We start from the raw sequence: 26,010 nt of genomic DNA on the forward strand, positions 1-26,010 counted from the left end.
TGTACTTTTAGCGTCATAGAATCCAATCCGTATAAAATAACTTCTCATTTTTCATCGCTGTATCGCGCCGTGCAGAAATCTCCGTTTTTCTTCCGGATTTTTCACGCGCAGACACATCAGGTGCGTGAAGCGCCTTTTGCGCAAAAAAGCAGGCACTCCGCCCGCCCCGTCCGGGGCAAAGGCAGAGTGCCTGCTTTCGTTACAGATTCAGTTTCGGTTCTGCTTACAGGGTCTCGATGCGGTCAAACAGCTGCTTGCCTGCTTCCACAGCGTCCTTGCTGCCAAAGGCTACACGGGTGGCGTTTGCCATCCGGTCTGCAAGGTCTGCGGCCTCTGCCCGGATCGTTTCAGCTGTCACGCTGCACATGGCCTTGCGGTCCGCGGCCAGCATGACATCGGTGATGCCGCAGAAGTACCGGCGGTCCAGCTCCTTGGCCTCAGCGTTGGGCTTTTTGGGCGAATCCATCTCGGACACCGCACCCACGATGAACTCGGTCAGGTCTTTTTCGGTGTACTCCCGGCCTGCCAGCACCTCGGGGGCCTTGGCAAAGGTCTCGTAGCTCTCGGTCAGGTGGGGGTCACGGTAGGTGTACAGTCCCTCGGTCTGGGCACGGGTCAGCATTCCGGTGCCGTAAGCGCCGCCCACCTCACGGATGTTGTGCCACAGGTATTCGTAGCTCATAATGCGGGCCAGCACCCGGCGGTCGGCCTGCCGCTCCATGGGCCAGGTCAGGATATCATAGTTCACTCCGCCGTCAATGATAAATGCCTCGTTCACGGGGGCCGTCAGCACCTCTGTGTAGGGCTTGGCAGCGGTGCGGCCCTGGGCAGCAAAGGCACTGCCGGGCAGCAGGGCACGCAGCTTTTCCAGCGCTTCCTCGCTGCCATGCAGGCTGACGGTCAGGGCTGCATGGTTCAGCACCTTTTCCCGCACCGCCTCCAGCTTTTTGCCCATGGCGGCCCAGTCGGCCCGTTCCAGCAGGTTACACAGGAAGTGGTATCCGGTCACGCCGCTGCACCGCTCACTCAGGGCATACTCCACTGAGTAGTGGGCGGCGGCACGCACGGCAGCGTACTGGTTGCCCTGCCGGATGAACTGCTGCTCCATGTTCAGCTTCTGCTGGCTCAGCACCCGGGCAAAGGCTTCCTCGGCCTTGGGGCCGGTCAGGCAGGTCTTATAGAGGTACTCACTGCCCAGCGCAATGGCCTTGTCCAGATTCCGCTCCAGCAGGCTCATGTTCCAGGTAAGCTTTGCGTGGCAGGGGTTGCCCTCCTGCCGCCCGGTCCAGAAGCTGATGCAGGCCATGCTGTTGCCCAGCCAGGTGGCGCGCTGGGTCTGCAGCTCCCGGGCAGTGTGCTCGGGGGTATCCAGCTCGTCCAGAATATCGGTCAGCAGGTCAAGATACTGCACCTCTTCCGGGGTGCACTCGCCCAGGTCGTAGTAGAAATTCAGATACAGGCTGCCTTTGGAGGGGTGGTGCAGCAGCTCCGCACCGGCCAGCGGTTCCACCGTACCGGCAGCGCTCCTGTCACCGTCGCCCAGGTCGGCCACGGTCAGCGGATGGTCCAGCACCAGCTTGCCGTCGTTGCGGGCAGGGGCAGCATCCTCTTCGTCCTTCTTGGGCAGGGCCGGGGTCTGGATCACCTGCACCGGCTCGGCCAGCAGCAGATCCTTCAGCAGGTCGTTGAACCAGCCGGTGGAGAGCTTCTCCCGCAGGGAAGCAAACAGCTTGTCGGTGTGGAGCAGCAGGGCCGGGTCGCCGGTGTGGAGCCAGCCGGTGGCGGCATAGATGGCATCCAGCACACCGTCGGGCAGGCTGCCCGGGCGCTCCAGGGAGGCAAACTCCATGGCGTTCAGGCTGGCCAGCAGCAGCTCCTCGGGGATGCCCCCTGCCAGCAGATCGGTCACAGCCTGTTTCACGCCAGCTGCAAATTTGGGGGCAGTCTCTGCGGTGGCCCCCCGCAGCACCAGCTCCAGCGTGGGCTGCAGGGTGCTGTCGTCAAAGCCAATGTCAATATCCGCCCCCAGCTTCTGCTCCAGCAGAGCTGCCTTCAGCGGGGACTGGTTGGTACCCAGCAGGGCATCCAGCAGGATCTCCACGCCCAGCTGGCGCTCCCGGTCAGCAAACGCGCCGGTGTACCAGGCCAGCGCACACTGCACCTGATCCGGCTCGGGGTTTTCGGTGTAGTACGGGATGTGCACACGCACACCGTTCTGCTGATCCTGCACCGTCAGCCGGGGGCGGCTGGTTCCCTTGGGCATCCTGCTCAGATAGTGCTCATCCAGAAACGCCAGCTTCTCGGCCATATCCATCTTGCCGTACAGGGTGATGCAGCAGTTGTCGGCGCTGTAATGGCGGCGGTACACCCGCTGGTATTTTTCATAGGTCAGGGCCGGGATGGAGGCCGGGTCGCCGCCGGACACAAAGCCGTAGGCCGTATCCGGGAACATGGCCCGCTCCAGCGCGTTCTGCAGCTGCGCGTCCGGGGAGGCCAGCGCACCCTGCATCTCATTGTAGACCACACCGCTCACCGTGCCGTCCGCGTCCCGGTGCCAGCCCTCCTGCTCGAACACGGCCTTGTCCACCATGGCCAGCGGGCAGAACACGGCGTTCAGGTACACGTCCATCAGGTTCCTGAAGTCGGTCTCGTTGGGGGTGGCAAAGGGATACACGGTCTTGTCCGGGAAGGTCATGGCGTTCAGGAAGGAGGCCATACTGCTCTTGAGCAGCTGCAAAAAAGGCGAGGTCACGGGGTACTTCTCGCTGCCCGCCAGCACCGAGTGCTCCAGAATGTGGAACACACCGGTGTCGTCGGAGGGGAAGGTGCCGAAACCGATGCCGAACGCCTTGTTGGTGTCCTCGTTCTCCACCAGCAGGACAGTGGCCCCGCTCACATCGTGGTTCAGAACCGTCAGCACACCGTGCTGCTCCGGGCAGTCCTCGCGGCGCACCAGCGTATAACCGGGATAGTTCATGTTGTTTCTCCTTTGGGTCATATTTTTTCAAAGTGTTTGGCCCTATTGTACCACGCCTTCCGGTAAGACGCAACGAACAAAAAAGCCCTCCCAAAGGGAAGGCTCTTGCGGTTAAACCCCACCGTCATCCCTGCGGGATGCCACCGCCCCTGGTAGGGGCGGCCTTGGCAAAGAGATGATGCTTTACGTTATGCCAAGGGCCCCACTACTAGGGGGGCTGTCACCGCAGGTGACTGGGGGGTTAAATTCACTTTTGATCCGACACCCGGAACAGCACGAATCCCACAACGAACAGCACGATCAGGCTGCCCACGCCCACATTGGCGCTGCCGGTCAGCTGGCTGCCCACACTGACGATCATGGTGCCCAGAAAGGATGCGCCCTTGCCGCAGATATCGAACAGGCCGAAGTACTCGCCCGATTTTTCCGGCGGGATGATCTTGGCAAAATGGCTCCGGCTCAGCGCCTGGATGCCGCCCTGGAACATGCCCACCACAACGGCCAGCACCCAGAACTGCCACTGGTGCTTCAGGAAAAAGGCAAACAGCGCAATGCCCGCGTAGGCTGCGATGCAGACCGGGATGAGGGTGCCCGAGGGGTATTGCCCGCTCAGCCGCCCGAACACCAGTGCCGAGGGGAAGGCCACGATTTGGGTAACCAGCAGCGCCAGCAGCAGGCCGGTGGTGTCCAGCCCCAGGGCCGTGCCGTAGGCCGTGGCCATATCGATGATGGTGTACACACCATCGATGTAGCAGAAAAAGGCCAGCAGGAACCAGAACACCTGCCTGTCCTCTTTCAGGTGGCGGAGGGTGTGGCCGATGCGGGCAAAGCTCTGCCGGATGGCATGTTCCTGCACCTCCACAAAGTGCACCTGCTTATACTGGCGCAGCAGGGGCAGGGTGGTCACCAGCCACCAGACGGCGGTGATAAAGAGAGCAAGGTTCAGCGCTGTCATCTGGGAGATGCCGATGCTCCCGGCCCCCAGCACCAGCGCCAGACAGACCACAAAGGGCACACAGCTGCCAATGTAACCCCAGGCATAGCCTTTGGAGGAGACCTCATCCATCCGGTCCGGCACAGTCACATCGCTGAGCATGGAGTCATAGAACACCAGACTGCCCGAAAAACCCACCTTGGCAAAGATGAAGATGAGCAGGAACGGCAGCCAGGTACTTGCCATCCCCATGGCGCAGCAGCCGATCACGCCCACTGCCACGCAGAAGGTGAAGATGGGCTTTTTGAAGTTGCGGGTATCGGCCAGTGTGCCAAGGATCGGGCTGAGCACCGCCGTGATGACTGTGACCGCCGAGGCTGCATAGCCCCAGTAGGCCAGATACTCCACCGAGCTCAGGCCGCCCCCCTCAGCCAGTGCGTTGAAGAAGATGGGGATCAGCGTTGCCACCAGCAGCACAAACGCCGAGTTGCCCACATCGTATAAGATCCACGCCCGTTCCAGGCTGGTCAGGCGAAATTTTTGCTTTGCTTCGTCCATTTTCATTCCTCTCAAAATTCTCCGAAGGTGTGGTCATAGGCCTTGTCCAGCGGTGCGCCGTTGGAGAGCCCTTCCACATATTCCGTGATGAGCCGCACTGCCAGCGGGAGGGCCTGCTGATACAGCGCTTCCAGCTCTTTGTCGCTGGCCTCGCACCGGGGATTGGGCTGGAGGTTCGCCACCAGCCCGTGCATGACATCATAGGTACCTGCCGCTTTCAGGGCCGTCAACACCACCCAGCGCTTGACCGGGCTGGTAGCCTGCAGCAGATGGTGCACCCGCACCATGCCCCGCATGGCTCCGTAGGTCTCGTCTGCCGTGACATTTTCGTAGAACGGCGCAATGATCTTTGCAAACTCCCGGTTGGGGCGGATATGCCCCGCCGTGAAAAAGTGCATCGGGTCAAGCCCGTCCTCCCGCATCAGCTGGTTGTCAAACTCCGTCTCGATCTCGCAGTGGCTCACACCGCTTTCCCGGGTGTAGCGCTCCACATAGGGGTGGCAGGTGCTGTCCAGTGCAAAGTGGCAGACGAACCCCAGCGCATAGGCCAACGCAGCATTCTTGTTGCGGGCCGTGTTCACCACGTCCCGGGCCCGGGTAAAGAACACCCGGCCCGGCTGCTCGTGCATGGCGTTGCCCAGCCGGTTCACAGGGTTGGACTGCAATGCCCGGTAGTAGAACATCAGGTCAGGCCCGTGCAGGCCCATATCATACAGCGGCCGGTACGGGGTGACCTTTTCCCGCAACTCCCTGGGCAGCTGCACCAGAACATCCGCGCCAAAGCGGCGGTGTGCATATGTAGATGGCATATCCTCTCTCCTCCTTTTCGTACCAGAATCAGTATAGCAGAATCCCACCCCCGCCGCCACCCTTCCGGGTCTGATTTGTGTAAAATTTTTGAGATATTTTTCATCACGCCCATCCCATAGCGCAAAAACGCCCCGCCGGTCTCCCGGCAGGGCGCTTTCGCAGGGTGGTATTGCAGACCAGTTCGGTCTGTGAAACGTCCGGCAGCCAAAAGCCGCCGGGCGTTTTTGACCCGGCGGCTTTCAGCTATTCCAAACGATCAGTCTTTTTTCACCATCATCTTGCTGGCCTTATAGATATCGCCGCAGCCCAGAGTGATGACCAGATCTCCCTCCCGGGCGTTCTGCTTGACCCAGTCAGCGGCAGCCTCCAGGCTGTCCACCAGCACAGAGTTGGGAATCTGCGCCGCCAGCTTTGCGCTGGTAATGGTGGGGTCGTTGGGCTCGCGGCTGCCCATGATGGGGGTGATCACCGTGATATCAGGGATCTTGAACACATCCACAAAGTCGTTGAACAGCATCTTGGTCCGGCTGTATGTAAACGGCTGATGGACTGCGATGACACGATTGTAGCCCAGCTCCTTGGCGGTGTTCAGGGTCGCGCGAATCTCGGTGGGATGGTGGGCGTAGTCGTCCACGACCACCGCGCCGTTGCACTCGCCGTAGACCTCAAAACGGCGGCCTGCCCCCTTGAAGTTCAGGGCAGCGTTGGCGCACTCCTCCACGGTCAGGCCCACAGAGCGGCAGACAGCACACATGGCCAGTGCATTGTAAATGTTGTGGCGGCCCGGCACTGCCAGACGGATGTGGCCCAGCTCATTGGTATCCCACTCCTTCAGATCAAATTCAAAGAAGCCGGGCTTGTACTCCTGCACGTTGACAGCACGGTAGTCGGCCGCATTGTCAATGGCAAAGGTGCGCACGCGGCGGTCCAGGGTGTACATGACATCCATGGTGTTCTTATCATCCGCATTGGCAAAGATCATAAAATGGGTCATCAGGGCAAAGCGCTTGAAGGCAAACTTCAGCTCGCCCATGCTGCCGTAATAGTCCAGATGGTCGTTATCGATGTTCAGCACCACGGACATATAAGGGGTCAGCTTGAGGAAGGTCTCGGAGAACTCGCAGGCCTCGATGACGATATCATCGCCCTTGCCGGCCTTGCCGTAGCCGCCGATGAGGGGCAGCTTGCCGCCGATGACTGCAGAGGGATCACGGCCTGCCAGCTCCAGTGCGGTGGTGATCATGGAAGTCGTGGTGGTCTTGCCGTGGGTGCCGGAAACGCAGATGCTGTCCTTGTACAGGCGGCTCACATAGCCCAGCAGAACACTGCGCTCCACAGTGGGGATGCCATAGGAAGCGGCAGCGTTCAGCTCCACGTTGTCCTTGGCAATGGCGGCAGAGTAGACCACCAGGTCAGAGCCGATCACGTTGTCCGCAGCATGACCCAGGCTGACCTTCACGCCCATCTCCCGCTCCGAGCGGATGATGCTGCCGTCCAGCACATCGCTGCCGGAGATATCATATCCCTTGGCAGTGAGGATCTGGATCAGCGGATACATGCCGCTGCCGCCGCAGCCGATGAAGTGGATCTTTTTTACATGATCCAGCAGATGCATGGTATAATCAGTAACGAACATAAGCAGGCAAACCTCCAATAAACAAACGGCCGCAAGGCAGACCGAATCCATCTTAATTCTTGGGTACTACTTATTATATAATTTTTGGCCGACAAAATAAACAGTTCCGAGCGAATTTTCGGAAAGAACCAGAAACTCCGGCACATTTTTGTGACAACTGTACAGATAGCCCATGGATTTTCGCCCCTTTTGCACACTTCATAAAAGATTTACATTTTTTATTGGCTTGATAGCTAACAATTTTGAAGTATTTGTGGTATGATAGATGCAAATTTTGAACTATCACGCTGCCGCCGGACGCGCGGCTGGAAAAGAGGAATCTCATTTTGAACATCAAGATCACTGCGGACAGCACCTGCGATCTGTCCGAAGCGCTGCTCCGGCAGTGGAACATCAGCCTGATCCCCATGCACATCCTCATGGGGGAGGAAAGCTATCTGGACGGCGTTACCATCCACCCCGCCGATGTATTCGCCCATGCCCAGAACGGCGGCAAGATGCCCAAATCCGCCGCCCCCAATCTGGTGGAGTACACCGACTTCCTCGCCCCCTTTGCCAAAGACTACGATGCCGTCATCCACATCAATGTCGGCTCCAAATTCTCCTCCTGCTTCCAGAATGCCCGGCTGGCGGCGCAGGAGTTCGGCAACGTCTATGTTGTGGACAGCGAGAATATCTGCACCGGGCAGGGCTATCTCGTCCTGCAGGCAGCCAAATGGGCCGCTGACGGCCTGCCGCCCAAGAACATTTCCATGCGCTTACAGGGCCTTGCCAAGCGGGTCGAGTTAAGCTTTGTGCTCAACCAGCTGGACTACATGGCCAAAAGCGGCCGCTGCTCCGGCGTGCTGGCCTTCGGGGCCAACATTCTGGGCATCAAGCCCAGCCTGGCCGTCATCGATGGTGAACTGAAAGTCGTGCGGAAATACCGGGGCAGCCTACCCATCTGCGTGGGCAAGTATATCACCGATCAGCTGGCGAACCGGGAGGACATCGACCGCAGCATGGTGTTCATCTCTTCCACCCAGGCGAAGCCCGGCTGCATGGAGGCCATCAAGGCCGGACTGCGGCAGTACGGCAATTTTGAGAATGTCTACGAGACCGACATCGGCACCACTATCGGCGGCTATTCCGGCCCCGGTACCATCGGCATCGTGTTTGCACGCAAGCAGTAAATTTCTCCCTGCACACAAAAAAGACGCGCTCATCACAGAGCGCGTCTTTTTTGCTTGATATCCGGTTTTCTCAGCTCAGCCGTCCGCTCTCTACCGAGAAGCTCAGGTCGGCCACGGCCATGGTGGATCTGCGATGGGAGACCAGCAGGACAGTCTTTTCCCTGCACTCATCCCGCACGGCCTTGAGGATGATCCCTTCGTTCAGGCTGTCCAGATTGGAGGTAGGCTCGTCCAGCAGGAGAAAGGGTGCATCGTGCAGGAAGGCACGGGCCACACCGATGCGCTGGCGCTCACCGCCGGAGAGTGCACCGCCCAGCTCGCCCACAGGGGTATCATATCCCTTGGGCAGGCTGTTGATAAAGCCATCCAGCGCGGCCTTTCTGCAGGCAGCCTCCACCTCGGCACGGGTGGCATCGCGCCGGGCGATCCGGATGTTGTTTTCTATGGTATCGTCAAACAGCTCCGTTTCCTGGGTCACAAGACTTTCCTGGGCGCGCAGGGCGGCAGTGTTCACGGCGCGGATGTCACGTTCACCAAACCGGATGGTGCCGCTGCTCACATCCCAGAAGCGCATGAGCAGCCGCAGGAAGGTGGATTTGCCGCTGCCGGAACGGCCCGTGATGCCCACGATCTTCTTTTCCGGAATGGTCAGGCTCAGGTCGTGGAGCACCTCTTCCTTGGCGTAGGCAAAGCTGACATGCTCAGCCTGTGCACCGGTAAAGACGGTATCCACGCCATCGGTCACATCGGCAGTCACGGGGTCCTCGTCCAGCAGGTCAAGGACACGGTCGGCACTGGCGAACACCTGGGTCAGGCTGGCACCGAGGTTGGCCAGCGCCACCACCGGGCCAAAGGAGCTCAGGGCCGACAGGGTGCAGACCAGCACTCCCTCCGCACCCAGCTGGCCGTTCTGATACAGCCGGATGCTCACCCCCAGCACAGCCAGCGCCGTCAGCACGATGAGGGTGTTGGCGGCACCCACAGTCACGCCCTCGCGGTACTTCATGGCCTTCTGCTTCTCCCCCAGCGTCTCGCTGTGGGCCGTGATGCCCTCGGCACGCGCGGCGGTGTTCTGGTACTGCAGGATATCCCGCAGGCCGCGCAGGCTTTCCAGCAGATAGCTGTTGGTGTCGGCCAGAGCCTGCCGGTACTCGCGGGCGGCTTTGTCGCCCCGTCTGGCAGACCACACCGGCAGAGCAATGCCCACCAGCAGATAGCCTGCCAGCAGCACCAGTGCGGGCAGAATATGATAACTGGCCGTAAAGCAGGTCATGCCGGTCACACAGAGGATCGCGATGCAGACCGGCGAAATGGTGTGGGCATAGAACACCTCCAGCTGCTCGATGTCGGCGGTGATCAGGGAGATCAGGTCGCCCCGGTCACGGCCCTCCAGCTTGGCGGGGGTCAGGCGGCGGAGCGCGCCGAACACCTTATCCCGGATGAGGGCCAGCAGCTTGAAGGCGATATAGTGGTTGGAGGCCTGCTCTGCGTAGCGCAGCACGCCGCGCAGCAGGGCAAAGACAAGGATACAGACAAAGGCCGTGCCCACGCCTGCCAGCGGGCTGGGCAGGCCTGCCGCCGTGAGCAGGGCAAAGCCGCCGAAGACCGTGATAAAGGTGGCGCAGAAGTGGCCGATGACCCCCATGACAATGGCTGCCAGCATGATGGGCAGCATGGGCCGGACCAGCACGATCAGCCGTGCGGCAATGGCAAACGGACTGCGGTGTTTTGTGTTGTTCATGCGCTCACCTCCCCAAGGTCTTCCAGCTGTTTCTGGGTGTTGTACAGGCGGCTGTACACCCCATGTGCTGCCAGCAGGTCGTTGTGCGTTCCCTGCTCGGCGATTCGGCCTGCCTCCAGCACATAGATGCAGTCGCTGTCCACCACATTGGCCAGACGGTGGGAGATCAGGATCACTGTTTTCTTTCCCGCCAGGCTGTGGATGGCTTTCATGATATCGTTTTCGCTCTCGGCATCCACATTGGAGGTCGCCTCGTCGAACACATAGATGGGTGAATCATGCAGCAGGGCACGGGCCATGGCAAGGCGCTGGCGCTGCCCGCCGGACAGGTTGGAACCGCCCTCGTGAAGCGCCGTTGCAAGGCCGCTCTGGCTGCGGCAGAAGTCTGCAAGGTTCACCTGCTCCAGGGCCGCCCAGAGCTCGGCTTCGGCTGCATCGGGCCGGGCCATCCGGAGGTTGGCTTCCACCGTGCCCTTGAAGATGGCCGCATTGTGGGGCACCAGTGTCAGCAGGCGCAGGCGGTCGGCCTGCTTCCATTCGCTGACCGGGATACCGCCCAGCGTGACCTCTCCCTCCGTCGCGGTGCGGGCACCGGACAGGATGGCCGCTATGGTGCTCTTGCCGCAGCCGGATTCTCCCACCAGCGAGACAAAGCTGCCCTGCGGGATGGTCAGGGACACATCGTGCAGGATGGTGCGCTCCTTCTCGTAACCAAAAGTGACATGCTCCAGCGCAAGGGTGCTGTCGGCCGGGTCGGCGGTCTTTTCGCCATCTTCAGGCTCCTGGGCAGAGAGCAGCCTGAAGATCTTCTCAGCCGAAGCCGCACCATTCATGGCAATGTGGAAGTAGCTGCCCAGCAGGCGCAGGGGCAGGAAGAAATCCGCCGCCAGCAGGAGGATGGTCAGGGCGCTGGTCAGGCTGAGCTGGCCCTTGGCAAAGGCCGATGCCGCGCTGATGATGCCCAGACCGGCACCGCCGTAGGCCATCAGGTCCATCAGGGTCACGCTGTTCAGCTGCATGGTCAGCACCTTCATCGTGATCTTGCGGAACCGCTCGGCCTGGGCATTCATCTCCTCGTGCTTCCAGCCGTCTGCCTGATAGATCTTCAGGGTGGTCAGGCCCTGGATATTCTCCAGAAAGCTGTCACCCAGGGTGGTGTACTCGCCCCAGTAGTTCGCCAGCAGCTTCTTGGCGAACTTCTGCACCGCCACAATGGACAGGGGGATGAGCGGCACACAGCACAGCAGAAGAATGGCCGAGCGCGCGTGCACGCCCACCAGCAGCACAAACAGGGTCACCGGGGCCAGCAGGCTGTAAAACAGCTGGGGCAGATACTTTGCAAAGTAGGTGTCGATCTGTTCCACACCCTCGCTGGCCAGCATCACGGCTTCACTGGTGGCCACCGTCTCGCTGTAACCGGCCCCCAGCCGGGTGAGCTTTGCATAGATGCTGCTGCGCAGGGTGCGCTTGACATCCTTGGAAGCCCGGTCGCTCATATCGGAGGCGCAAAGGGTCAGGCCATAGCGCACCGGCACAGTCAGCAGGCAGAGCAGCATCCCCTGCCAGAGGGCATTGCCGGTCAGGCTGCCCGCAAACACGCCGCCGATGAGGCGGGATACCGTCATCACCAGCACCACATTGCACAGCATCCCCAGCCACTGGAACAGCACGTTCAGCCCCACATAGCGCAGGGCCTTCCGATCGAAGGAAAGCAGTTTTTTGTTGATCACGAAGCATTCTCCTTTTCAGATTCATCCGGGCCGAACAGGCGGTCATATTCGCCGGTAAAAGCCCGTTCGGGCAGGGCCGAAGTCAGGGCCAAAGCGGCATTATAGCGTTCCTCCTCGGTCATGTCGATGCGCACAGGCGGAAAATGCGTCAGCACCGTTTCCAGTTGAGCCCTGACCGCCTTTGCCACAAAGATGCCCCGATCGGTCAGATAGATCTTGCCGTAGTGTTCCTTCACGATCATTCCCCGATCCATCAGCAGGTTCATAATGCGCACCACGCTGGGCTTGGTCACGTTCAGCTTTTCGGCAATGCTGCGGGAGCAGATATCCAGATGCGTCTGGGAGACCTCATAGATGGCCAGAAGATACCGCAGATGGGCTGCTGTCAGTTCCATAGTATCACTCTCTTCTATAATAATGTAAGCTGCTTCCAGTGTTATCCAAAGCTAACTTTTTTCATTCTAAAAAAGGGCGCGGGCCGATTGGATGTTCGACCCGCGCCCAGCGGTTTTTACCGATCAGTGACAGCCGCTGCAGCCGCCGCAATTGCCATTGCAGCCGCCTTCGCCGCAGCCCCCACAGCCGCCATGCTTGTGGGAGTGCCATGTGGCCCAGCCCACACCGCCAAACACGATAGCACCTACAATGATGGTAGGCAGATTAAAGTTCGTGGCCAGGAATTCCATCATACAGAACACACCCTTTCAAACCGGACAGATGATCTTACTTGATCTTGGAAACGTCGATCTTGACCTCGTTGTCGCCAACGTACTTGTTGGGGCGGAACATCAGGTACAGGAATGCGGCAAAAATCACGATTGCCACGATGGTGAAGAAGTTGAAGCCAACCTCACCGGTGATCAGACCACCGATCTGGTACACGACCAGAGCCGCGCAGTAAGCCAGAGCGCACATATAACCGATGGCGATGGCAGTCCACTTGCCGTTGTTCATCTCACGCTTGATCGCGCCCATAGCAGCGAAGCAGGGAGCGCACAGCAGGTTGAAGATCATAAAGGCGTAAGCGGACAGAGCGGTGTAATCCTGCGCAACGGCTGCCCAGATCTCATCACCGTTCTCAGACAGCTCGCCGCCGAAGTGATACAGAACACCGAAGGTGCCAACCACGTTCTCCTTTGCGATCAGACCAGAGACGGAAGCAACGGTTGCACGCCAGTTGCCAAAGCCCAGAGGAGCAAAGATCCAGGCGATCTTGGTAGCGATAGCGGCCAGGACGGAGTTGTCCTGATCCTCGACCATGCCGAAGGCACCATTCTCGAAACCGAAGCCCTGCAGGAACCACAGCACAACGGTAGCTGCCAGAATGACGGAACCGGCGCGCTTGATGAAGGACCAGCCTCGCTCCCAGGTGGCACGGAAAACGTTGCCCCATGCAGGCACATGGTAAGCGGGCAGCTCCATAACGAAGGGTGCGGGGTCGCCAGCGAAGAGCTTGGTCTTCTTCAGAATAACACCGGAGCAAATGATGGCAGCCATGCCGATGAAGTAAGCGGAAACAGCCACCACAGAGGAACCACCGAACATTGCACCTGCGATCAGGCCGATGATGGGCATCTTAGCGCCGCAGGGGATGAAGCAGGTGGTCATAATGGTCATGCGGCGGTCACGCTCGTTCTCGATGGTACGGGAAGCCATGACACCGGGCACGCCGCAGCCGGTACCGACCAGCACGGGGATGAAACTCTTGCCAGACAGGCCGAAACGGCGGAAGATACGGTCCATGATGAAGGCGACACGGGACATATAGCCCACATCCTCCAGGATGGACAGCAGGAAGAACAGAACCAGCATCTGGGGAACGAAGCCCAGCACCGCGCCGACACCGGCAACGATACCGTCCATGATCAGACCGTACAGCCAGCCTGCCACACCGATGCTCTCCAGGAAACCGCCCAGCGCGCCCGGCACGATCTCACCAAACAGGACATCGTTGGTCCAGTCGGTCGCAAAGGTGCCGATAGCCCAGCCGCCATCTGCAATGGAGGTGCCCATGGACAGGGAGTACATCAGGAACATGACCAGCGCAAAGATGGGCAGAGCCAGCACACGGTTGGTCACGATCTGGTCGATCTTGTCAGAAGCAGTCAGGTGCTCCACACGGGCCTTTTTCTTGACGGCCTTGTCAACGACACCGTTGATGTAGGAGTAGCGCTGGTTGGTGATGATGCTCTCCGCATCATCGTCCATCTCCTTCTCGCAGTCTTTGATGTGCTCATCAATGTGGTCAGCCAGAGCCTTGTCGAGCTTCAGCTCTTCCACGACCTTCTCATCCCGCTCGAACAGCTTGACCGCGTACCAGCGCAGGAAGCGGTCATCGACCTTGCCCTGGATGGACTCCTCGATGTGTGCAATGGCATGCTCCACACTGCCGGTAAAGACGTGGGGCAGCTCACCGGCCTTCTGCTTCTGGGCAGCGGCAACCGCAGCCTTGGCAGCAGCCTCGGTGCCCTCGCCCTTCAGTGCGCTGATCTCAACTGCCTGGCAGCCCAGCTCGCTGCTCAACTTCTTCAGGTCAATCTTATCGCCGTTCTTGCGGACCAGATCGATCATGTTGACCGCCATAACAACGGGGATGCCCAGCTCGATCAGCTGAGTGGTCAGGTAGAGGTTGCGCTCAATGTTGGTGCCATCGATGATGTTCAGGATGGCATCGGGCTTCTCCTTGACCAGGTAAGTACGGGAGACGACCTCCTCCAGCGTGTAGGGAGACAGGGAGTAGATACCGGGCAGGTCCTGGATGATGACATCCTTATCGCCCTTCAGCTTGCCTTCCTTCTTTTCCACGGTAACGCCGGGCCAGTTGCCAACGTACTGGTTGGAGCCGGTCAGGTTATTGAACAGGGTAGTCTTGCCGCAGTTCGGGTTACCGGCCAGTGCAATTTTAATACTCATTGCGTGTCCTTTCCTCTCTTTGGAATCAAACCACTTCGATCATTTCAGCGTCGGCCTTGCGCACACTCAGTTCGTAGTTGCGCACGGTCAGCTCCATGGGGTCGCCCAGAGGTGCCACCTTACGGACATAGATCTCAACACCCTTGGTGATGCCCATGTCCATGATGCGGCGCTTGACCGGGCCTTCGCCATGCAGGCGTGCCACGGTGCAGGTCTCGCCGACCTTCACGTCCTTCAGAGTTTTCATGCAAATTTCCTCCTCTACTTGTCTTTATTCAGAGACCATTCCAGTGTCGGAGCAGGTCCCAAACAGCGTGCTGCGCTGTTCAGCCGATCATAATGCGATTTGCCATCGTCCTGTCGAGTGCCAGGCGGCTTTCCTTGACCTGTACGATCAGGTTACCTGCGATCTCGTTGACCACGGTCACTTCGCTGTCCACCACAAAACCAAGCTCTGCCAGATGCAGGCGGACTTCATCTTTGCCGGTAATCTTCTTGATGGTGACGGTCTCGCCCGCCTTCGCCATTGTCAGTGGCATCATAACATTCCACTCCCTTTTTCATACTGTTTGTGGGCTGCTGATGCACCGGAGGGGTTAGTCAGTCGGAACTATCAGCATAGATAGTTTACGCTTACTAACCTTTGTTGTCAACAGTTTTTTCATTATTAAAAGTTAGTTTATATGAACAAACAGTTTTTCTGCCCAAATATCCCAGTTTTTTCATCACAATCAACAACAACTAACTCAAATTTCTGAGTAAAAGTTAGCCATTGTTTACATTTTACCGTCATTTTTTCTATTCATAAAATGACACAGCCGCCCGATGCAGTAGTCATGCAACGGACGGCCGCGTGTCAAAAGGAGGATTTCTTCCCGCCGGAGCGTGGTTTGTTCCGGTGGGTGCCAGGATAAAAAGAGAGTATTGGTAGAGAATGACTTGTCAAGCCGCCACAGCAAGGCGGAAAATGGGGGTACCCTTGTGGAACAGGCGCAGATATACTCTGGTGCACTTGTTCAACTGGGCAAAATGACGTGCGGCGGCATTAGGGTCGCCGTAAGCCTTCCAGCAGCCGCAGCAGGTGAAGTTGCGGCCCTGATTTTCGATAAAGCCCACCACATCGGTGAGCGGATAACCAAGAAACACGCCGATCTCATGGGGAAAATCGGCCTCGCAGCACAGCCGCCGGGACAGCTGCCGCAGCATACTGTCACAATCGGAAGCATCTTCCGGCAGGGCATAGCCCTCGCGTTGCAGGAACTCCCGCACCGCCTCATCGGCCAACACCTGACGCAGGCGGCTCTCGCGGTAAACATAAATGAGATACCGGTGGGTTTGAGCACAGCCCTTGAGGACCCGGACCTTCAGCCCCTTCTCCCCCAGCTGGTCATTCCAGCGGTGCACCCGGGCAGCCAGGTCGGCACAGTCCCGGGTCTCATAGCGGAACAGCCCGGCAGGTTTCAGTCCTGCCAGCACCGGCGCGCACTGTTCGATCATCACGGTCTCAAAATTACGCTCCATGGCTGCTTTCCTCCGCTCTCGTTTTCTTCAGGAACAGCGTTCCCCGCCGCGCCGCATTCTATGCAGGTGCAGCAGTTAGATATTTCTAACCTCAAACTCTAAAAGAATGCGGCACAGACCATTTGTCCGCTGACCGCTTTGTGGTTAGTTATTTCTAACGTGGCATTATCTTACCACAGCTCTGGGGTGGTGTCAAGGGGTTTTGACAAGTTTTCTGCATCAAACTTTTTGCGCGTGTTGCGGCGTGTCGAAATTCATGGTATAGTATAGTCAGCCGCCCGCAAAGGCGGCGAAGGCGCTGTGTCCAAAACGCAGGCGGCAGCCCACTTGCCGGTACCTAGGTGCCGGGAATGGCTGGTTTCTTGAAGAGTTGCCCGCTCCCCGGATGCCTAAGGGCGGAAAGGGGGTGAGGACCATGAGTTTTTCGGATGTTGCAGTTTTGCTGACATTGATCGGTGGAACGATTTTTGTAACGTTTCAGATTACATGGACAATCGCCACAAGCGATAAAAAACGCAAGAAAAAATGACCGCCTCGAAGTTCCCCAACCCAGAGCGGTCATTTTTCTTGACTAATATGGCAAGGGGCTAGTCGTTTGCGGCCAGCGCCTTTTCTATTTGTAGTATAGTCAATTTCCTTTATTTTGTCAAGGAAAGGCTGGATATAAACCTATGCCATCAATCTTTGATTACAAGCACTTCTTTGATGATTATTGTAAAGAATGCTCCCTTGATTTGCACTTATCCTTTGATATGCCCTCTGATTATGAGACCGCTTGCGGAACATTTGACCCTGCAAACAAAACTGTGTTCATCAATGCAGAGCATCTGAACGCCAAACCTGACTATGAGAAAGCATTTTTTCTGTTTCACGAACTGCGTCACGCATCGCAGTATCTCTGTCCGGAACACTTCGGTTCCGAAATACACCGAAGCCTTCAATATGTCATTGGCTATGATGGTACATGCTATAAGCTGGTAAATGGCCATTACATCTCCTGCAAATTGGATGGCAATGAAGATCATTTTACCAACCTATATCTTGGTCAGCCGCACGAAGTCGATGCCAATACATTTGCTTACGAACAAGTCAAACAGCTCTATGGAGATTCTAAAGAGTTAAAAGCACTGTTTGATTTTTGGATGCCTCGCCATCCTCTCCCTGCCCACGCATACGATCTCATATTTTCGCAAATCGACAAAAGTATTTCTTGTATATCACCTTTGGAGAAAACGCTATGACTTTCACACCTTTTGAAACCGCCCGGCTTCGCCTGCGCCCGCAGGAAACTCGGGATGCCGGGTTTGCACTCTGCATCTGGGGTGACCCCATCACCGGAAAATATTTGTCCGACCCAGTGCTGGACGATATCGATGACCTGAACGAATATATGGAATTGCTCCGCAGCCTGAGCGACAGCACCGACTGCTATTATGTCATTGCAGAGGACAAAGTCACCCACCAGCCAATTGGTACTTGCTGTGCTGTGGTCAAGGATGGCGGCAGCTGCTGGGATATCGGTTACTGCATCCACCCTACCTGCTGGCGCAAGGGTTATGCCAAAGAAATGGTAAACGCTCTGGTGCAGTTCGGTGCACAGAACGGTATAAAAACCGTTCTGGCCGATGTTGCCGCTGAAAATGCCGGTTCCTGCGGTGTGATGCGTGCACTAGGTTTCACGCCCACTGAAAATGGAATCTTCCGCCGAAGCGGCTCTCAGACCGAATACAAAAATCTGACGTTTAAGAAGGAATTATGATTTCAACCACCCTTTCCCCTCTCGTGGAAAAACTCTCCAATTTTCTCTCTGCCCATCCCGATCACCCGGTGCTGGTGGCGCTGGACGGCCGGTGCGGCAGCGGCAAAACCACGCTGGCGGCACAGCTGGCCCGGCAGTTTCCCCAGAGCATCACGGTGCATACCGATGACTTCTATCTTCCCCCAGCCAGCCGTGTGGCAAACTGGGAGCAGATCCCTTGCGCCAACATGGACTTGGAGCGTCTGCGTGCCCAGGTGCTCACCCCCGCCCGGGCCGGGCAGGCGATTCCCTACCGTGCCTACTCCTGCCGGGCGGGTGCCTACCTGCCGGAACAATGCTTTGCGCCCCAGCCGCTGGTCATCGTGGAGGGCAGTTACAGCTGCCACCCCACCCTTGCGGACTGTTATGATCTGAAGGTTTTCGTCACCTGCTCCAAGGAAGAGCAGGCCCGCCGTCTGCTGGCGCGGGAGGGAGAACGCTATTCCGGCTTCACCGCCCGGTGGATCCCGCTGGAAGAGGGGTATTTCGCAAAATTCCAGATCGAGCAGACCGTTGACTTTATCCTTGATACGACCTGTTAACTTTTTGCAAATTCCAGCGCTCTGCCCCTGCAAACCTGCTGCAAAATATGTTATAGTTAGGATGGAACAATAATTTTTCAAGGCAAGGAGCAGTATATGGAACATTTTGTGCAGTTTGAGGATGTTTCCAAATATTATCAGACCGGCAGTGTCCGCATTGCGGCGGCCGATCACCTGAATTTTTATGTAGACAAGGGCGAGTTTTGCATCATTGTGGGTCCCTCTGGTGCAGGCAAGACCACCCTGCTGAACATTCTGGGCGGCATGGACACCTGCGATGAGGGCCATGTCTGGCTGGACGGGCAGGATGTGAGCCATTTTTCCGAAAAAGAGCTCACCACCTACCGCCGGTATGATGTTGGCTTCGTGTTCCAGTTCTACAATCTGGTGCAGAATCTGACTGCACTGGAAAATGTGGAGCTGGCCAGCGAGATCTGCCGTGATCCGCTGGACCCCGCCGCCACGCTGGAAAGTGTGGGTCTGGGCGAGCGGCTCAACAACTTCCCTGCCCAGCTTTCGGGCGGCGAGCAGCAGCGCGTTTCCATTGCCCGGGCGCTGGCCAAGAACCCCAAGCTCCTGCTCTGCGATGAGCCCACCGGTGCACTGGACTACAAGACCGGCAAGCAGGTGCTGGCCCTGCTCCAGCGCACCTGCCGCGAAACAGGGCGCACCGTCATCGTCATTACCCACAACACGGCCCTGACGGCCATGGCGGACCGGATCATCCAGGTCAAGAGCGGACAGATCCTGTCCAACAAGGTCAACGAACACCCGGTGCCGGTGGAACAGATCGAGTGGTGACCGCTATGCAGAAAAGCTATCGTAAAAATATCCAGCGTGACTTCCGGAGCAATCTGAACCGGTTCCTTTCCCTGTTCGGCATCGTGGCGCTGGGCGTGATGATGCTGACAGGTCTGGTCAGCTTTGCCCCCAGTATGCGCACCGCCGGGCAGAAGTACTATGTCCAGCAAAATGTGTTCGACCTGCGGGTGCTCTCCACGCTGGGCCTTTCGGAATCGGATCTCTCCGCCATTGCCGCCACGGAGGGCGTGAGCGCCGTGATGCCCGTGAAGTATCTGGACACCGAGGGCCGCTGGTCAAGCTCTACTGACGGAGCCGTGCTGCGGGTGCAGCAGCTTCCCGCTGACCCGGCTGCGGATACCGAGGCCAATATGAACCGCCTGACCCTGCTGGAGGGCCGGATGCCCGAAACCGCCAACGAGTGTGTGGTGCAGGTGCTGGGCCACGCTGACCCTGTCCCGCTGGGCACCGTGGTCACCCTGCCCGAGGATACCGAGGACATCCGCCGCACCGAATATACCGTGGTGGGCCAGGTGCAGGACCCCCAATATTTTTCTGCCACCCAGGAGACCAGCACCGTCGGTGACGGCATTCTGGATGCTCTTGTGTTCGTGCAGGACGGTGAATTGACCGCAGATTATTATACCGTCTGTTATCTCAAGGTAGCAGATGCCGCACAGTATGACAATTACAGCGATGAATACCAGACCGCTGTGGATACTGTGGCTGACCGGCTGGATGCCATCAGCAAGGAGCACTGTGTGGCCCGCCGGGCCCAGCTTATTGAGGATGCCACCACCCAGCTGGACGATGCCAAACAGACCTACAGCGAGCAGAAGGCCGAAGCCGAGCGCCAGTTTGCACAAGCCGAGCAGAAGCTGACCGACGCGCAGCGGGAGCTGGATGCCGCCAAGGCCCAGCTGGACGCGGGCGAAGCCGAGCTTGCCGCCCAGAAGGCCGCCCTGCCCGATACCATGCAGAGCGGTGCCGCCACGCTGGTGAGCAGCGAAGAGCAGGTATTGGAATTTGAGGATCAGCTTCAGCAGATCCAGCTGCTGGTCAACCTGAAACAGGTGGCTGACCCCCTGCTGGGCTATGCCGAGACTGCCCTGAACAATGCCCAAAAGGCGCTGGATGAGGCCGAGCCCGAGGACGAGGAATACACCGAGCTGCGGGACGCGCTTGCCAAGGCACAGGCAGCCTACGATAACATCAAGGGCCAGCTGGACGGTTATCAGGCCCAGCTGGATGCCGGCAAGCAGCAGATGTACGCCAAAGGGCTCATCTCCTCGCCCAACCTCTCCAACACAGACCTTGTCACCGAGGCCAAAGCCGCCCTGCGCAAAATGAAGGTACAGCTGCTGCAGGGCCAGCTCCAGCTGAGCACCGGTACTGCCACAGCCTACACCCAGTTTGAGGCCGCCCGCGCCCAGCTGGACGAGGGCTGGGCACAGTACCGGTCCGGGCAGGAGCAGCTGGACGCTTCCCGCACCGAATATGAGACCCAGAAGGCCGATGCGGAGCAGAAACTCGCCGAAGGCCAGCAGCAGATCAACGATGCGGAAGAGAAGATTGCGGACATCCAGAACGGCGAGTGGTATGTGCTGGACCGTGGCAGCACCCTGAGCATTGTCACGCTGGAACAGTACGCCGACCGGATGGCTGCCATTGCCCGGGTGTTCCCGGTGTTCTTCTTCCTGGTGGCGGCGCTGGTGGCTTCCACCACCATGACCCGCATGGTGGACGAGAACCGCCTGCAGATGGGCACCCTCAAGGCGCTGGGATACTCCAACGTCAGTATCGCAGGCAAGTACTTACTGTACGGCATTGCCGCCAGCGTTCTGGGCAGCATCGTGGGCATTGCCGTAGGCTTTGTGGTGTTCCCTACCATCTTCTGGTACGCCTACCGCACCATGATGTTCTCCATCCCCACCTTTACGCTGCACTTCTACCCGGGCCTGGCATTGGGCAGCATGGCCCTCAGCGCGGCGGTCATCGGCCTTGCCACCCTGCAGGCCTGCCGCGCCAGCCTCAAGGAAAAATCCGCCGCCCTGCTGCTGCCCCGTGCGCCTGTAGCGGGCAAGCGCATCCTCCTTGAATATCTCACCCCGCTGTGGAAGCGGATGAGCTTCTCCCAGAAAACCACCGCCCGCAACCTGTTCCGCTATAAAAAGCGCTTCTTTATGACCGTTCTGGGTGTGGCGGGCTGCACGGCCCTGCTCCTCATCGGCTTCGGCATCCAGGATTCCCTGCTGCCCATGCTGACCAAGCAGACCACCGAGCTGACCCACGCCGACCTGACCATCTCCCTGAGCGACGAAAAGGCGCTGACCATGGAGAACGGTCTGGCCGATCTGCTGGATTCCAGCAGCGGGATCACCAGCTGGGGCCGCTATTACACCAAGAGCGTCACCCTCTACAATGATGCGGGGGAAAAGGAGACCGTCAGCCTGGTTGCCGCCAATGACGAAAGCCAGATGACTGAATACTTCACCTTCCGCACCCGGCAGGGCCACAAGGCCATTGCCTTTGACGATTCCAGCGTCATCCTGACCGAAAAGACCGCTGAAAAGCTGGGGCTTTCCGTGGGCGACAGCTTTGAGGTGGAGACCGCTGACGGCGGGCGCAGGTCCCTGACCCTGACCGGCATCACCGAAAACTATGTCTTTACCCGGCTGTACCTCTCGCAGGCGCAGCTCAAAACGCTGAACGGCGGTGCTCTGCCCGCCTGGAACGCCGTTTACGGTCAGACCGACTGCCCCACCGATACAGCCCGCGCCTCCCTCTCCTCCGCCATTCTGGCCTGCAACTATGTCAGCTCCGTCTCCTTCATCGAGGACACCACTCAGATGTTCGATGGCCTGATCGGCTGCCTGAACTATGTGGTCATGCTGGTCATCGTCTGCGCTGCCGCATTGGCCGCCGTGGTGCTCTACAACCTCATCAGCGTCAACCTGGGCGAGCGCAAAAAGGAGCTTGCCACCATCAAGGTGCTGGGCTTCTATGACAAGGAGGTCTACCGCTACATCTTCCGGGAGATCGACCTGCTCTCTCTCATCGGCTCCCTGGTGGGTCTGGTGGTGGGCATTCCCCTGCACCAGTTCATCATCCGCACTGTGGAAATGGACCAGATGATGTTCATCCGCTCCATTGCCCCCCGCAGCTTTGTGTTCAGCGTGGCGCTCACCATGCTCTTCAACTTTGCCGTCTGCCTGCTCATGCGCCGCCATGTCCGCCAGATCAGCATGGTGGAAAGCATGAAAGCGCCGGAATAATTCCCTTACAGACAGAACAACGCCCGCCGGGTGTGGTACTTCTCGTACCGCCCGGCGGGCGTATTGTTTTGCATTCTATCCAGCTGCAGTCTCAGCCGCCCAGATAAGCGTTGCGGACGCGCTCATTGGTCAGCAGCTCTGCACCGGTGCCATCCATGACCACGTGGCCTGTCTCAAGAACATAGGCGCGGTCGGCCACGGAAAGGGCCATCTGTGCGTTCTGCTCCACCAGCAGGATGGTCATGCCTGCCTTGTGGATATCGCGGATGATATCAAAGATCTCCTGCACCAGCAGCGGGGAAAGGCCCATGGAAGGCTCGTCCAGCATCAGCATAGAGGCGTTGCTCATCAGGGCACGGCCCATGGCCAGCATCTGCTGCTCGCCGCCGGACATGGTGCCCGCCAGCTGCCTGCGGCGCTCCTTCAGGCGTGGGAAGAGGGTGAACACCTTTTCCTTGTTGGCTGCAATGGTGGAAGCGGGCTGGGTGTAGGCACCCATATCCAGGTTTTCCTCCACGGTCATGTGCAGGAACACATGGCGGCCCTCCGGCACCTGTGCCAGACCGGCCTCCACGATCTTATGGGCGCGCACGCCCTTGATGCTCTTGCCCTTGTACAGGATGTCGCCCGTTTTGGGGTGGAGCAGGCCGGAGATGGTTTTCAGGGTGGTGGACTTACCGGCACCGTTGGCACCGATCAGGGTCACGATCTCGCCCTCGTGCACCTCAAACGAAACATCCTTGACTGCGTGGATGTTGCCGTAATAGACGTTGATGTTATCAACTTTCAGCATCGTTTCTGCCATCGGTTCAGCCCTCCTTCTTGCCCAGGTAGGCCTCGATGACCTGGGGATTGTTGCGGATCTCATCCGGGGTGCCCTTGGCGATGATGCGGCCGAAGTTCAGCACCGCGATGCCCTCGCAGATGCCCATGACCAGGCTCATGTCATGCTCGATCAGCAGCACGGCGATGTTGAACTCATCGCGGATGCGGCGGATGGTCTCGGTCAGCTCAGCGGTCTCCGAGGGGTTCATACCCGCGGCAGGCTCATCCAGCAGCAGCAGCTTGGGGCTTGTGGCCAGCGCACGCATGATCTCCAAACGGCGCTGTGCACCATAGGGCAGGCTGCCGGCCTGCGTATAGGCCATATCTGCCATGTGGAAGATGTCCAGCAGCTCAAAAGCACGCTCGGTGCAGTGCTTTTCCTCTTTCCAGTAGTTGGGCAGGCGGATCAGCGAAGAAGCAAGATCGTACTTCATGGACTCATGCAGGCCGACCTTGATGTTGTCGATGACGCTCATTTCCTTGAACAGACGGATGTTCTGGAAGGTGCGGGCCACGCCCATCCGGTTGACCTGATAGGTCTTTTTGCCCGCCGTGGGCATTCCATCGATCAGGATGGAGCCGCGGGTGGGCTGGTAAACATTGGTCAGCAGGTTGAACACCGTGGTCTTACCGGCACCGTTGGGGCCGATCAGGCCGGTGATCTCGTTGCGGCCGATCATCAGGTTGAAGCCATCCACGGCGGTCAGACCGCCGAAATCGATGCCCAGCTCACGGACATCCAGAATGGGCTTTTTGTCCTTATCGCGGTCCGTCAGGAAGCCGCCGGAGGGGACGCTGTTCAGTCTGGTCTGGAACTCACTCATGGTCTGCACCCTCCTTCTTTTTCTTGCCAAACAGGACACGCTCCACAAGGCGGCTCATGGAGAAATCGTAGCTGCCCAGCAGTCCGCCCGGGCGGAAGATCATCATCAGGATCAGCACCAGCGAGTAGATGACCATGCGGTAGCTGTCGAAGCTGCGGGTCGCCTCAGGCAGGATGGTCAGGACCGTTGCAGAGAGGATGGAGCCCAGCATGGAGCCCATGCCGCCCAGAACCACCATGACCAGGATCTCGATGGACTTCATAAAGCCGAAGGTGGAGGGGTTCAGCACGCCGATGTAGCAGGCATACAGGCCGCCTGCCAGACCCGCAAAGGCAGCGGAGAAGGCAAAGGCCATGACCTTGTAGTAGGTGGTCTGGATGCCACAGCTCTCGGCGGCGATCTCATTGTCGCGGATGGCCAATACGGCACGACCGTGGCGGCTCTTCATCATAGCGTGGATCAGGAAGCAGGTGATGACCACGCAAAGGAACACGTTGGTGAAGTTGGAGTACTTGGGGATGTTCTTCAGGCCCTTGGAGCCATAGAACAGCTTGAAGCCCAGCACATCGTCGATATTGTTCAGGGTGATGCGGATGATCTCGCCAAAGCCCAGCGTCAGGATGGCCAGATAGTCGCCGGTCAGGCGCAGGGCCGGGATGCCGATGAGCACACCGAACAGACCAGCCACGATGCAGGCCAGCACCAGACCGATGGCAAAGGAGACACCGTCCGGCAGCGGGCAGAACTTGGTGAACAGGGCGCAGGTGTAGGCACCCACAGCCATGAAACCAGCATGGCCCAGCGGCAGCTGCCCCAGATAGCCGGTGGCAACGTTCAGGGAGACCGCCAGGATGATATTGATGCCCACCGTCATCAGCACCTTGTTCTGGTAGGTGGACAGGATATTCCGGGTCAGGTAGGAAAGCGCCACGAACAGCAGAGCCACCAGCACCGCGTTCATCAGGTAGCGCACGGGCATTTTGATCGTTTTACGGTTCTTATTCATCTTCCTGCCCTCCTTACACCTTTTCCTGCACCTTGCGGCCGAGGAAGCCGGTGGGCTTGAACAGCAGCACGATGATCAGGATGGCAAACGTGACGGCATCCTTCCAGGCGGAAAGGCCGATGGCGGAGACGAAGCATTCGCACAGGCCGATGGCAATGCCGCCGATCATTGCGCCCGGGATGGAGCCGATGCCGCCCAGAACGGCGGCAACAAAGGCTTTCAGGCCCAGCATGGAGCCCATGGTGGGGGTAGCCTGCGGGTAGGAGCAGCAGTACAGCACCGAGCCGATACCGGCCAGCGCGGAGCCCACCGCAAAGGTAAAGGAGATGGTACTGTTGACATTGATGCCCATCAGGCGGGCAGCGTCCATATCCTCAGAGACAGCGCGCATGGCCTTGCCCAGCTTGGTCTTCTGCACCAGAAAGGTCAGCACCAGCATGGACAGCACAGTGACCACCAGTGTGATCACGGAGGTCAGGCCCAGGGGCACACTGCCGATCATAAAGGTCTTGTTGCCGTAGTAGGAAGGGATGACCTTTGCGCCGGAACCCATCACCAGCTCAGCGGTGTACTCCAGGAAGAAGGAGACACCAATGGCTGTGATCAGCAGGGAGATGCGGGGCGCGTTGCGCAGCGGGGTGTAGGCGACCTTTTCGATCACCACACCCAGCAGGGTGCAGGTAATAATGGTGGCGCACACGGCCGTCACCGGGCCAAGGCCCAGCTGGTTCATAACGAACCAGGACATGTATGCACCCACCATGATGACATCGCCGTGGGCAAAGTTCAGCAGCAGGATGATGCCGTACACCATGCTGTAACCCAGTGCGATCAGTGCATAGATGCTGCCAAGGGACAAGCCGTTGATCAGCTGACTAAAGAACACTGTCATTGGATGGACACTTCCTTTCTTTCTACCAAAAAAGCGGAGACAACCTGTTCCGGCG

22 protein-coding genes are annotated in these 26,010 nt (G+C 58.6%); 6 read left to right on the forward strand and 16 right to left on the reverse strand.

Features of this window, described 5'->3' with window-relative positions; all coding sequences use genetic code 11:
* Positions 1-223: 223 nt before the first annotated feature.
* From MTP40_RS10600 to murC, 4 genes are all read right to left on the reverse strand, one after another.
* Entirely contained in the window at positions 224-2,977 is a 2,754-nt protein-coding gene (locus MTP40_RS10600; protein ID WP_249259353.1) for an insulinase family protein, read from the reverse strand.
* A gap of 247 nt (positions 2,978-3,224) precedes the next feature.
* Positions 3,225-4,475 carry an MFS transporter gene (locus tag MTP40_RS10605; protein WP_249259354.1) on the reverse strand — a complete coding sequence of 417 codons (1,251 nt, stop codon included), beginning with the start codon at positions 4,473-4,475 and terminating at the stop codon, positions 3,225-3,227.
* A gap of 5 nt (positions 4,476-4,480) precedes the next feature.
* Positions 4,481-5,278 carry a zinc dependent phospholipase C family protein gene (locus MTP40_RS10610; protein ID WP_249259355.1) on the reverse strand — a complete coding sequence of 266 codons (798 nt, stop codon included), beginning with the start codon at positions 5,276-5,278 and terminating at the stop codon, positions 4,481-4,483.
* 257 nt (positions 5,279-5,535) lie between these two features.
* The gene (murC, locus tag MTP40_RS10615) at positions 5,536-6,915 is read right to left on the reverse strand and encodes a UDP-N-acetylmuramate--L-alanine ligase (protein ID WP_035393696.1); all 1,380 of its coding nucleotides are present in this window, start codon (positions 6,913-6,915) and stop codon (positions 5,536-5,538) included.
* A gap of 326 nt (positions 6,916-7,241) precedes the next feature.
* Between murC and MTP40_RS10620 the strand changes: the two genes are divergently transcribed.
* Positions 7,242-8,087 carry a DegV family protein gene (locus tag MTP40_RS10620; protein WP_097773534.1) on the forward strand — a complete coding sequence of 282 codons (846 nt, stop codon included), beginning with the start codon at positions 7,242-7,244 and terminating at the stop codon, positions 8,085-8,087.
* A 70-nt stretch (positions 8,088-8,157) separates the two neighbouring features.
* Here MTP40_RS10620 and MTP40_RS10625 read toward each other — a convergent pair whose 3' ends face one another.
* The 8 genes from MTP40_RS10625 to MTP40_RS10660 form a co-directional block, all read right to left on the reverse strand.
* Positions 8,158-9,828: an amino acid ABC transporter ATP-binding/permease protein gene (locus MTP40_RS10625; RefSeq protein WP_249259356.1), complete on the reverse strand. Its 1,671-nt coding sequence runs from the start codon at positions 9,826-9,828 to the stop codon at positions 8,158-8,160.
* Positions 9,825-11,558, reverse strand: a complete 1,734-nt coding sequence (locus tag MTP40_RS10630) for an ABC transporter ATP-binding protein/permease (RefSeq protein WP_249259357.1) — start codon at positions 11,556-11,558, stop codon at positions 9,825-9,827. The genes MTP40_RS10625 and MTP40_RS10630 overlap by 4 nt, the downstream gene beginning before the upstream one ends.
* Entirely contained in the window at positions 11,555-11,953 is a 399-nt protein-coding gene (locus MTP40_RS10635; protein WP_005931315.1) for a metal-dependent transcriptional regulator, read from the reverse strand. Before MTP40_RS10635 ends, MTP40_RS10630 begins: the two co-directional genes overlap by 4 nt.
* A gap of 123 nt (positions 11,954-12,076) precedes the next feature.
* Positions 12,077-12,247, reverse strand: a complete 171-nt coding sequence (locus tag MTP40_RS10640; RefSeq protein WP_005931317.1) for a FeoB-associated Cys-rich membrane protein — start codon at positions 12,245-12,247, stop codon at positions 12,077-12,079.
* Positions 12,248-12,281: 34 nt separating this feature from the next.
* Positions 12,282-14,471 carry a ferrous iron transport protein B gene (gene feoB, locus MTP40_RS10645; RefSeq protein ID WP_249259358.1) on the reverse strand — a complete coding sequence of 730 codons (2,190 nt, stop codon included), beginning with the start codon at positions 14,469-14,471 and terminating at the stop codon, positions 12,282-12,284.
* Between the two features lie 25 nt (positions 14,472-14,496).
* Positions 14,497-14,718 (reverse strand): FeoA family protein, encoded by a 222-nt coding sequence (locus MTP40_RS10650; protein WP_005931321.1) that lies wholly within the window; start codon positions 14,716-14,718, stop codon positions 14,497-14,499.
* 79 nt (positions 14,719-14,797) lie between these two features.
* The gene (locus MTP40_RS10655; RefSeq protein WP_005931323.1) at positions 14,798-15,013 is read right to left on the reverse strand and encodes a FeoA family protein; all 216 of its coding nucleotides are present in this window, start codon (positions 15,011-15,013) and stop codon (positions 14,798-14,800) included.
* Positions 15,014-15,413: 400 nt separating this feature from the next.
* Positions 15,414-15,992, reverse strand: a complete 579-nt coding sequence (locus MTP40_RS10660; RefSeq protein WP_249259359.1) for a DUF3793 family protein — start codon at positions 15,990-15,992, stop codon at positions 15,414-15,416.
* 671 nt (positions 15,993-16,663) lie between these two features.
* Here MTP40_RS10660 and MTP40_RS10665 point away from each other — a divergent pair.
* From MTP40_RS10665 to MTP40_RS10685, 5 genes are all read left to right on the forward strand, one after another.
* Entirely contained in the window at positions 16,664-17,233 is a 570-nt protein-coding gene (locus MTP40_RS10665) for a hypothetical protein (RefSeq protein WP_249259360.1), read from the forward strand.
* Positions 17,230-17,751: a GNAT family N-acetyltransferase gene (locus tag MTP40_RS10670; RefSeq protein ID WP_249259361.1), complete on the forward strand. Its 522-nt coding sequence runs from the start codon at positions 17,230-17,232 to the stop codon at positions 17,749-17,751. The genes MTP40_RS10665 and MTP40_RS10670 overlap by 4 nt, the downstream gene beginning before the upstream one ends.
* Positions 17,748-18,332, forward strand: a complete 585-nt coding sequence (locus MTP40_RS10675; RefSeq protein WP_156065597.1) for a uridine kinase family protein — start codon at positions 17,748-17,750, stop codon at positions 18,330-18,332. Before MTP40_RS10670 ends, MTP40_RS10675 begins: the two co-directional genes overlap by 4 nt.
* Positions 18,333-18,428: 96 nt before the next feature.
* Positions 18,429-19,133, forward strand: coding sequence for an ABC transporter ATP-binding protein (locus tag MTP40_RS10680; RefSeq protein WP_005931348.1), 705 nt, complete (start codon positions 18,429-18,431; stop codon positions 19,131-19,133).
* A gap of 5 nt (positions 19,134-19,138) precedes the next feature.
* Complete coding sequence (locus tag MTP40_RS10685; RefSeq protein WP_249259362.1) at positions 19,139-22,408, forward strand: FtsX-like permease family protein; 3,270 nt, start codon at positions 19,139-19,141, stop codon at positions 22,406-22,408.
* A 91-nt stretch (positions 22,409-22,499) separates the two neighbouring features.
* Here MTP40_RS10685 and MTP40_RS10690 read toward each other — a convergent pair whose 3' ends face one another.
* Genes MTP40_RS10690 through MTP40_RS10705 form a run of 4 tightly spaced genes read right to left on the reverse strand, consistent with a single transcriptional unit; the run spans position 22,500 to position 25,955 of the window.
* Complete coding sequence (locus MTP40_RS10690; protein ID WP_181966830.1) at positions 22,500-23,213, reverse strand: ABC transporter ATP-binding protein; 714 nt, start codon at positions 23,211-23,213, stop codon at positions 22,500-22,502.
* A 4-nt stretch (positions 23,214-23,217) separates the two neighbouring features.
* Positions 23,218-24,057 carry an ABC transporter ATP-binding protein gene (locus MTP40_RS10695; RefSeq protein ID WP_097770421.1) on the reverse strand — a complete coding sequence of 280 codons (840 nt, stop codon included), beginning with the start codon at positions 24,055-24,057 and terminating at the stop codon, positions 23,218-23,220.
* Positions 24,050-25,063 (reverse strand): branched-chain amino acid ABC transporter permease, encoded by a 1,014-nt coding sequence (locus MTP40_RS10700; protein ID WP_005931359.1) that lies wholly within the window; start codon positions 25,061-25,063, stop codon positions 24,050-24,052. Before MTP40_RS10700 ends, MTP40_RS10695 begins: the two co-directional genes overlap by 8 nt.
* Before the next feature lie 13 nt (positions 25,064-25,076).
* Positions 25,077-25,955, reverse strand: a complete 879-nt coding sequence (locus tag MTP40_RS10705; protein ID WP_005931363.1) for a branched-chain amino acid ABC transporter permease — start codon at positions 25,953-25,955, stop codon at positions 25,077-25,079.
* Between the last annotated feature and the right edge of the window lie 55 nt (positions 25,956-26,010).

Origin of the sequence: Faecalibacterium sp. IP-3-29, assembly GCF_023347335.1 — a bacterium.
GTDB classification, from domain to species: Bacteria; Bacillota; Clostridia; order Oscillospirales; family Ruminococcaceae; genus Faecalibacterium; species Faecalibacterium duncaniae.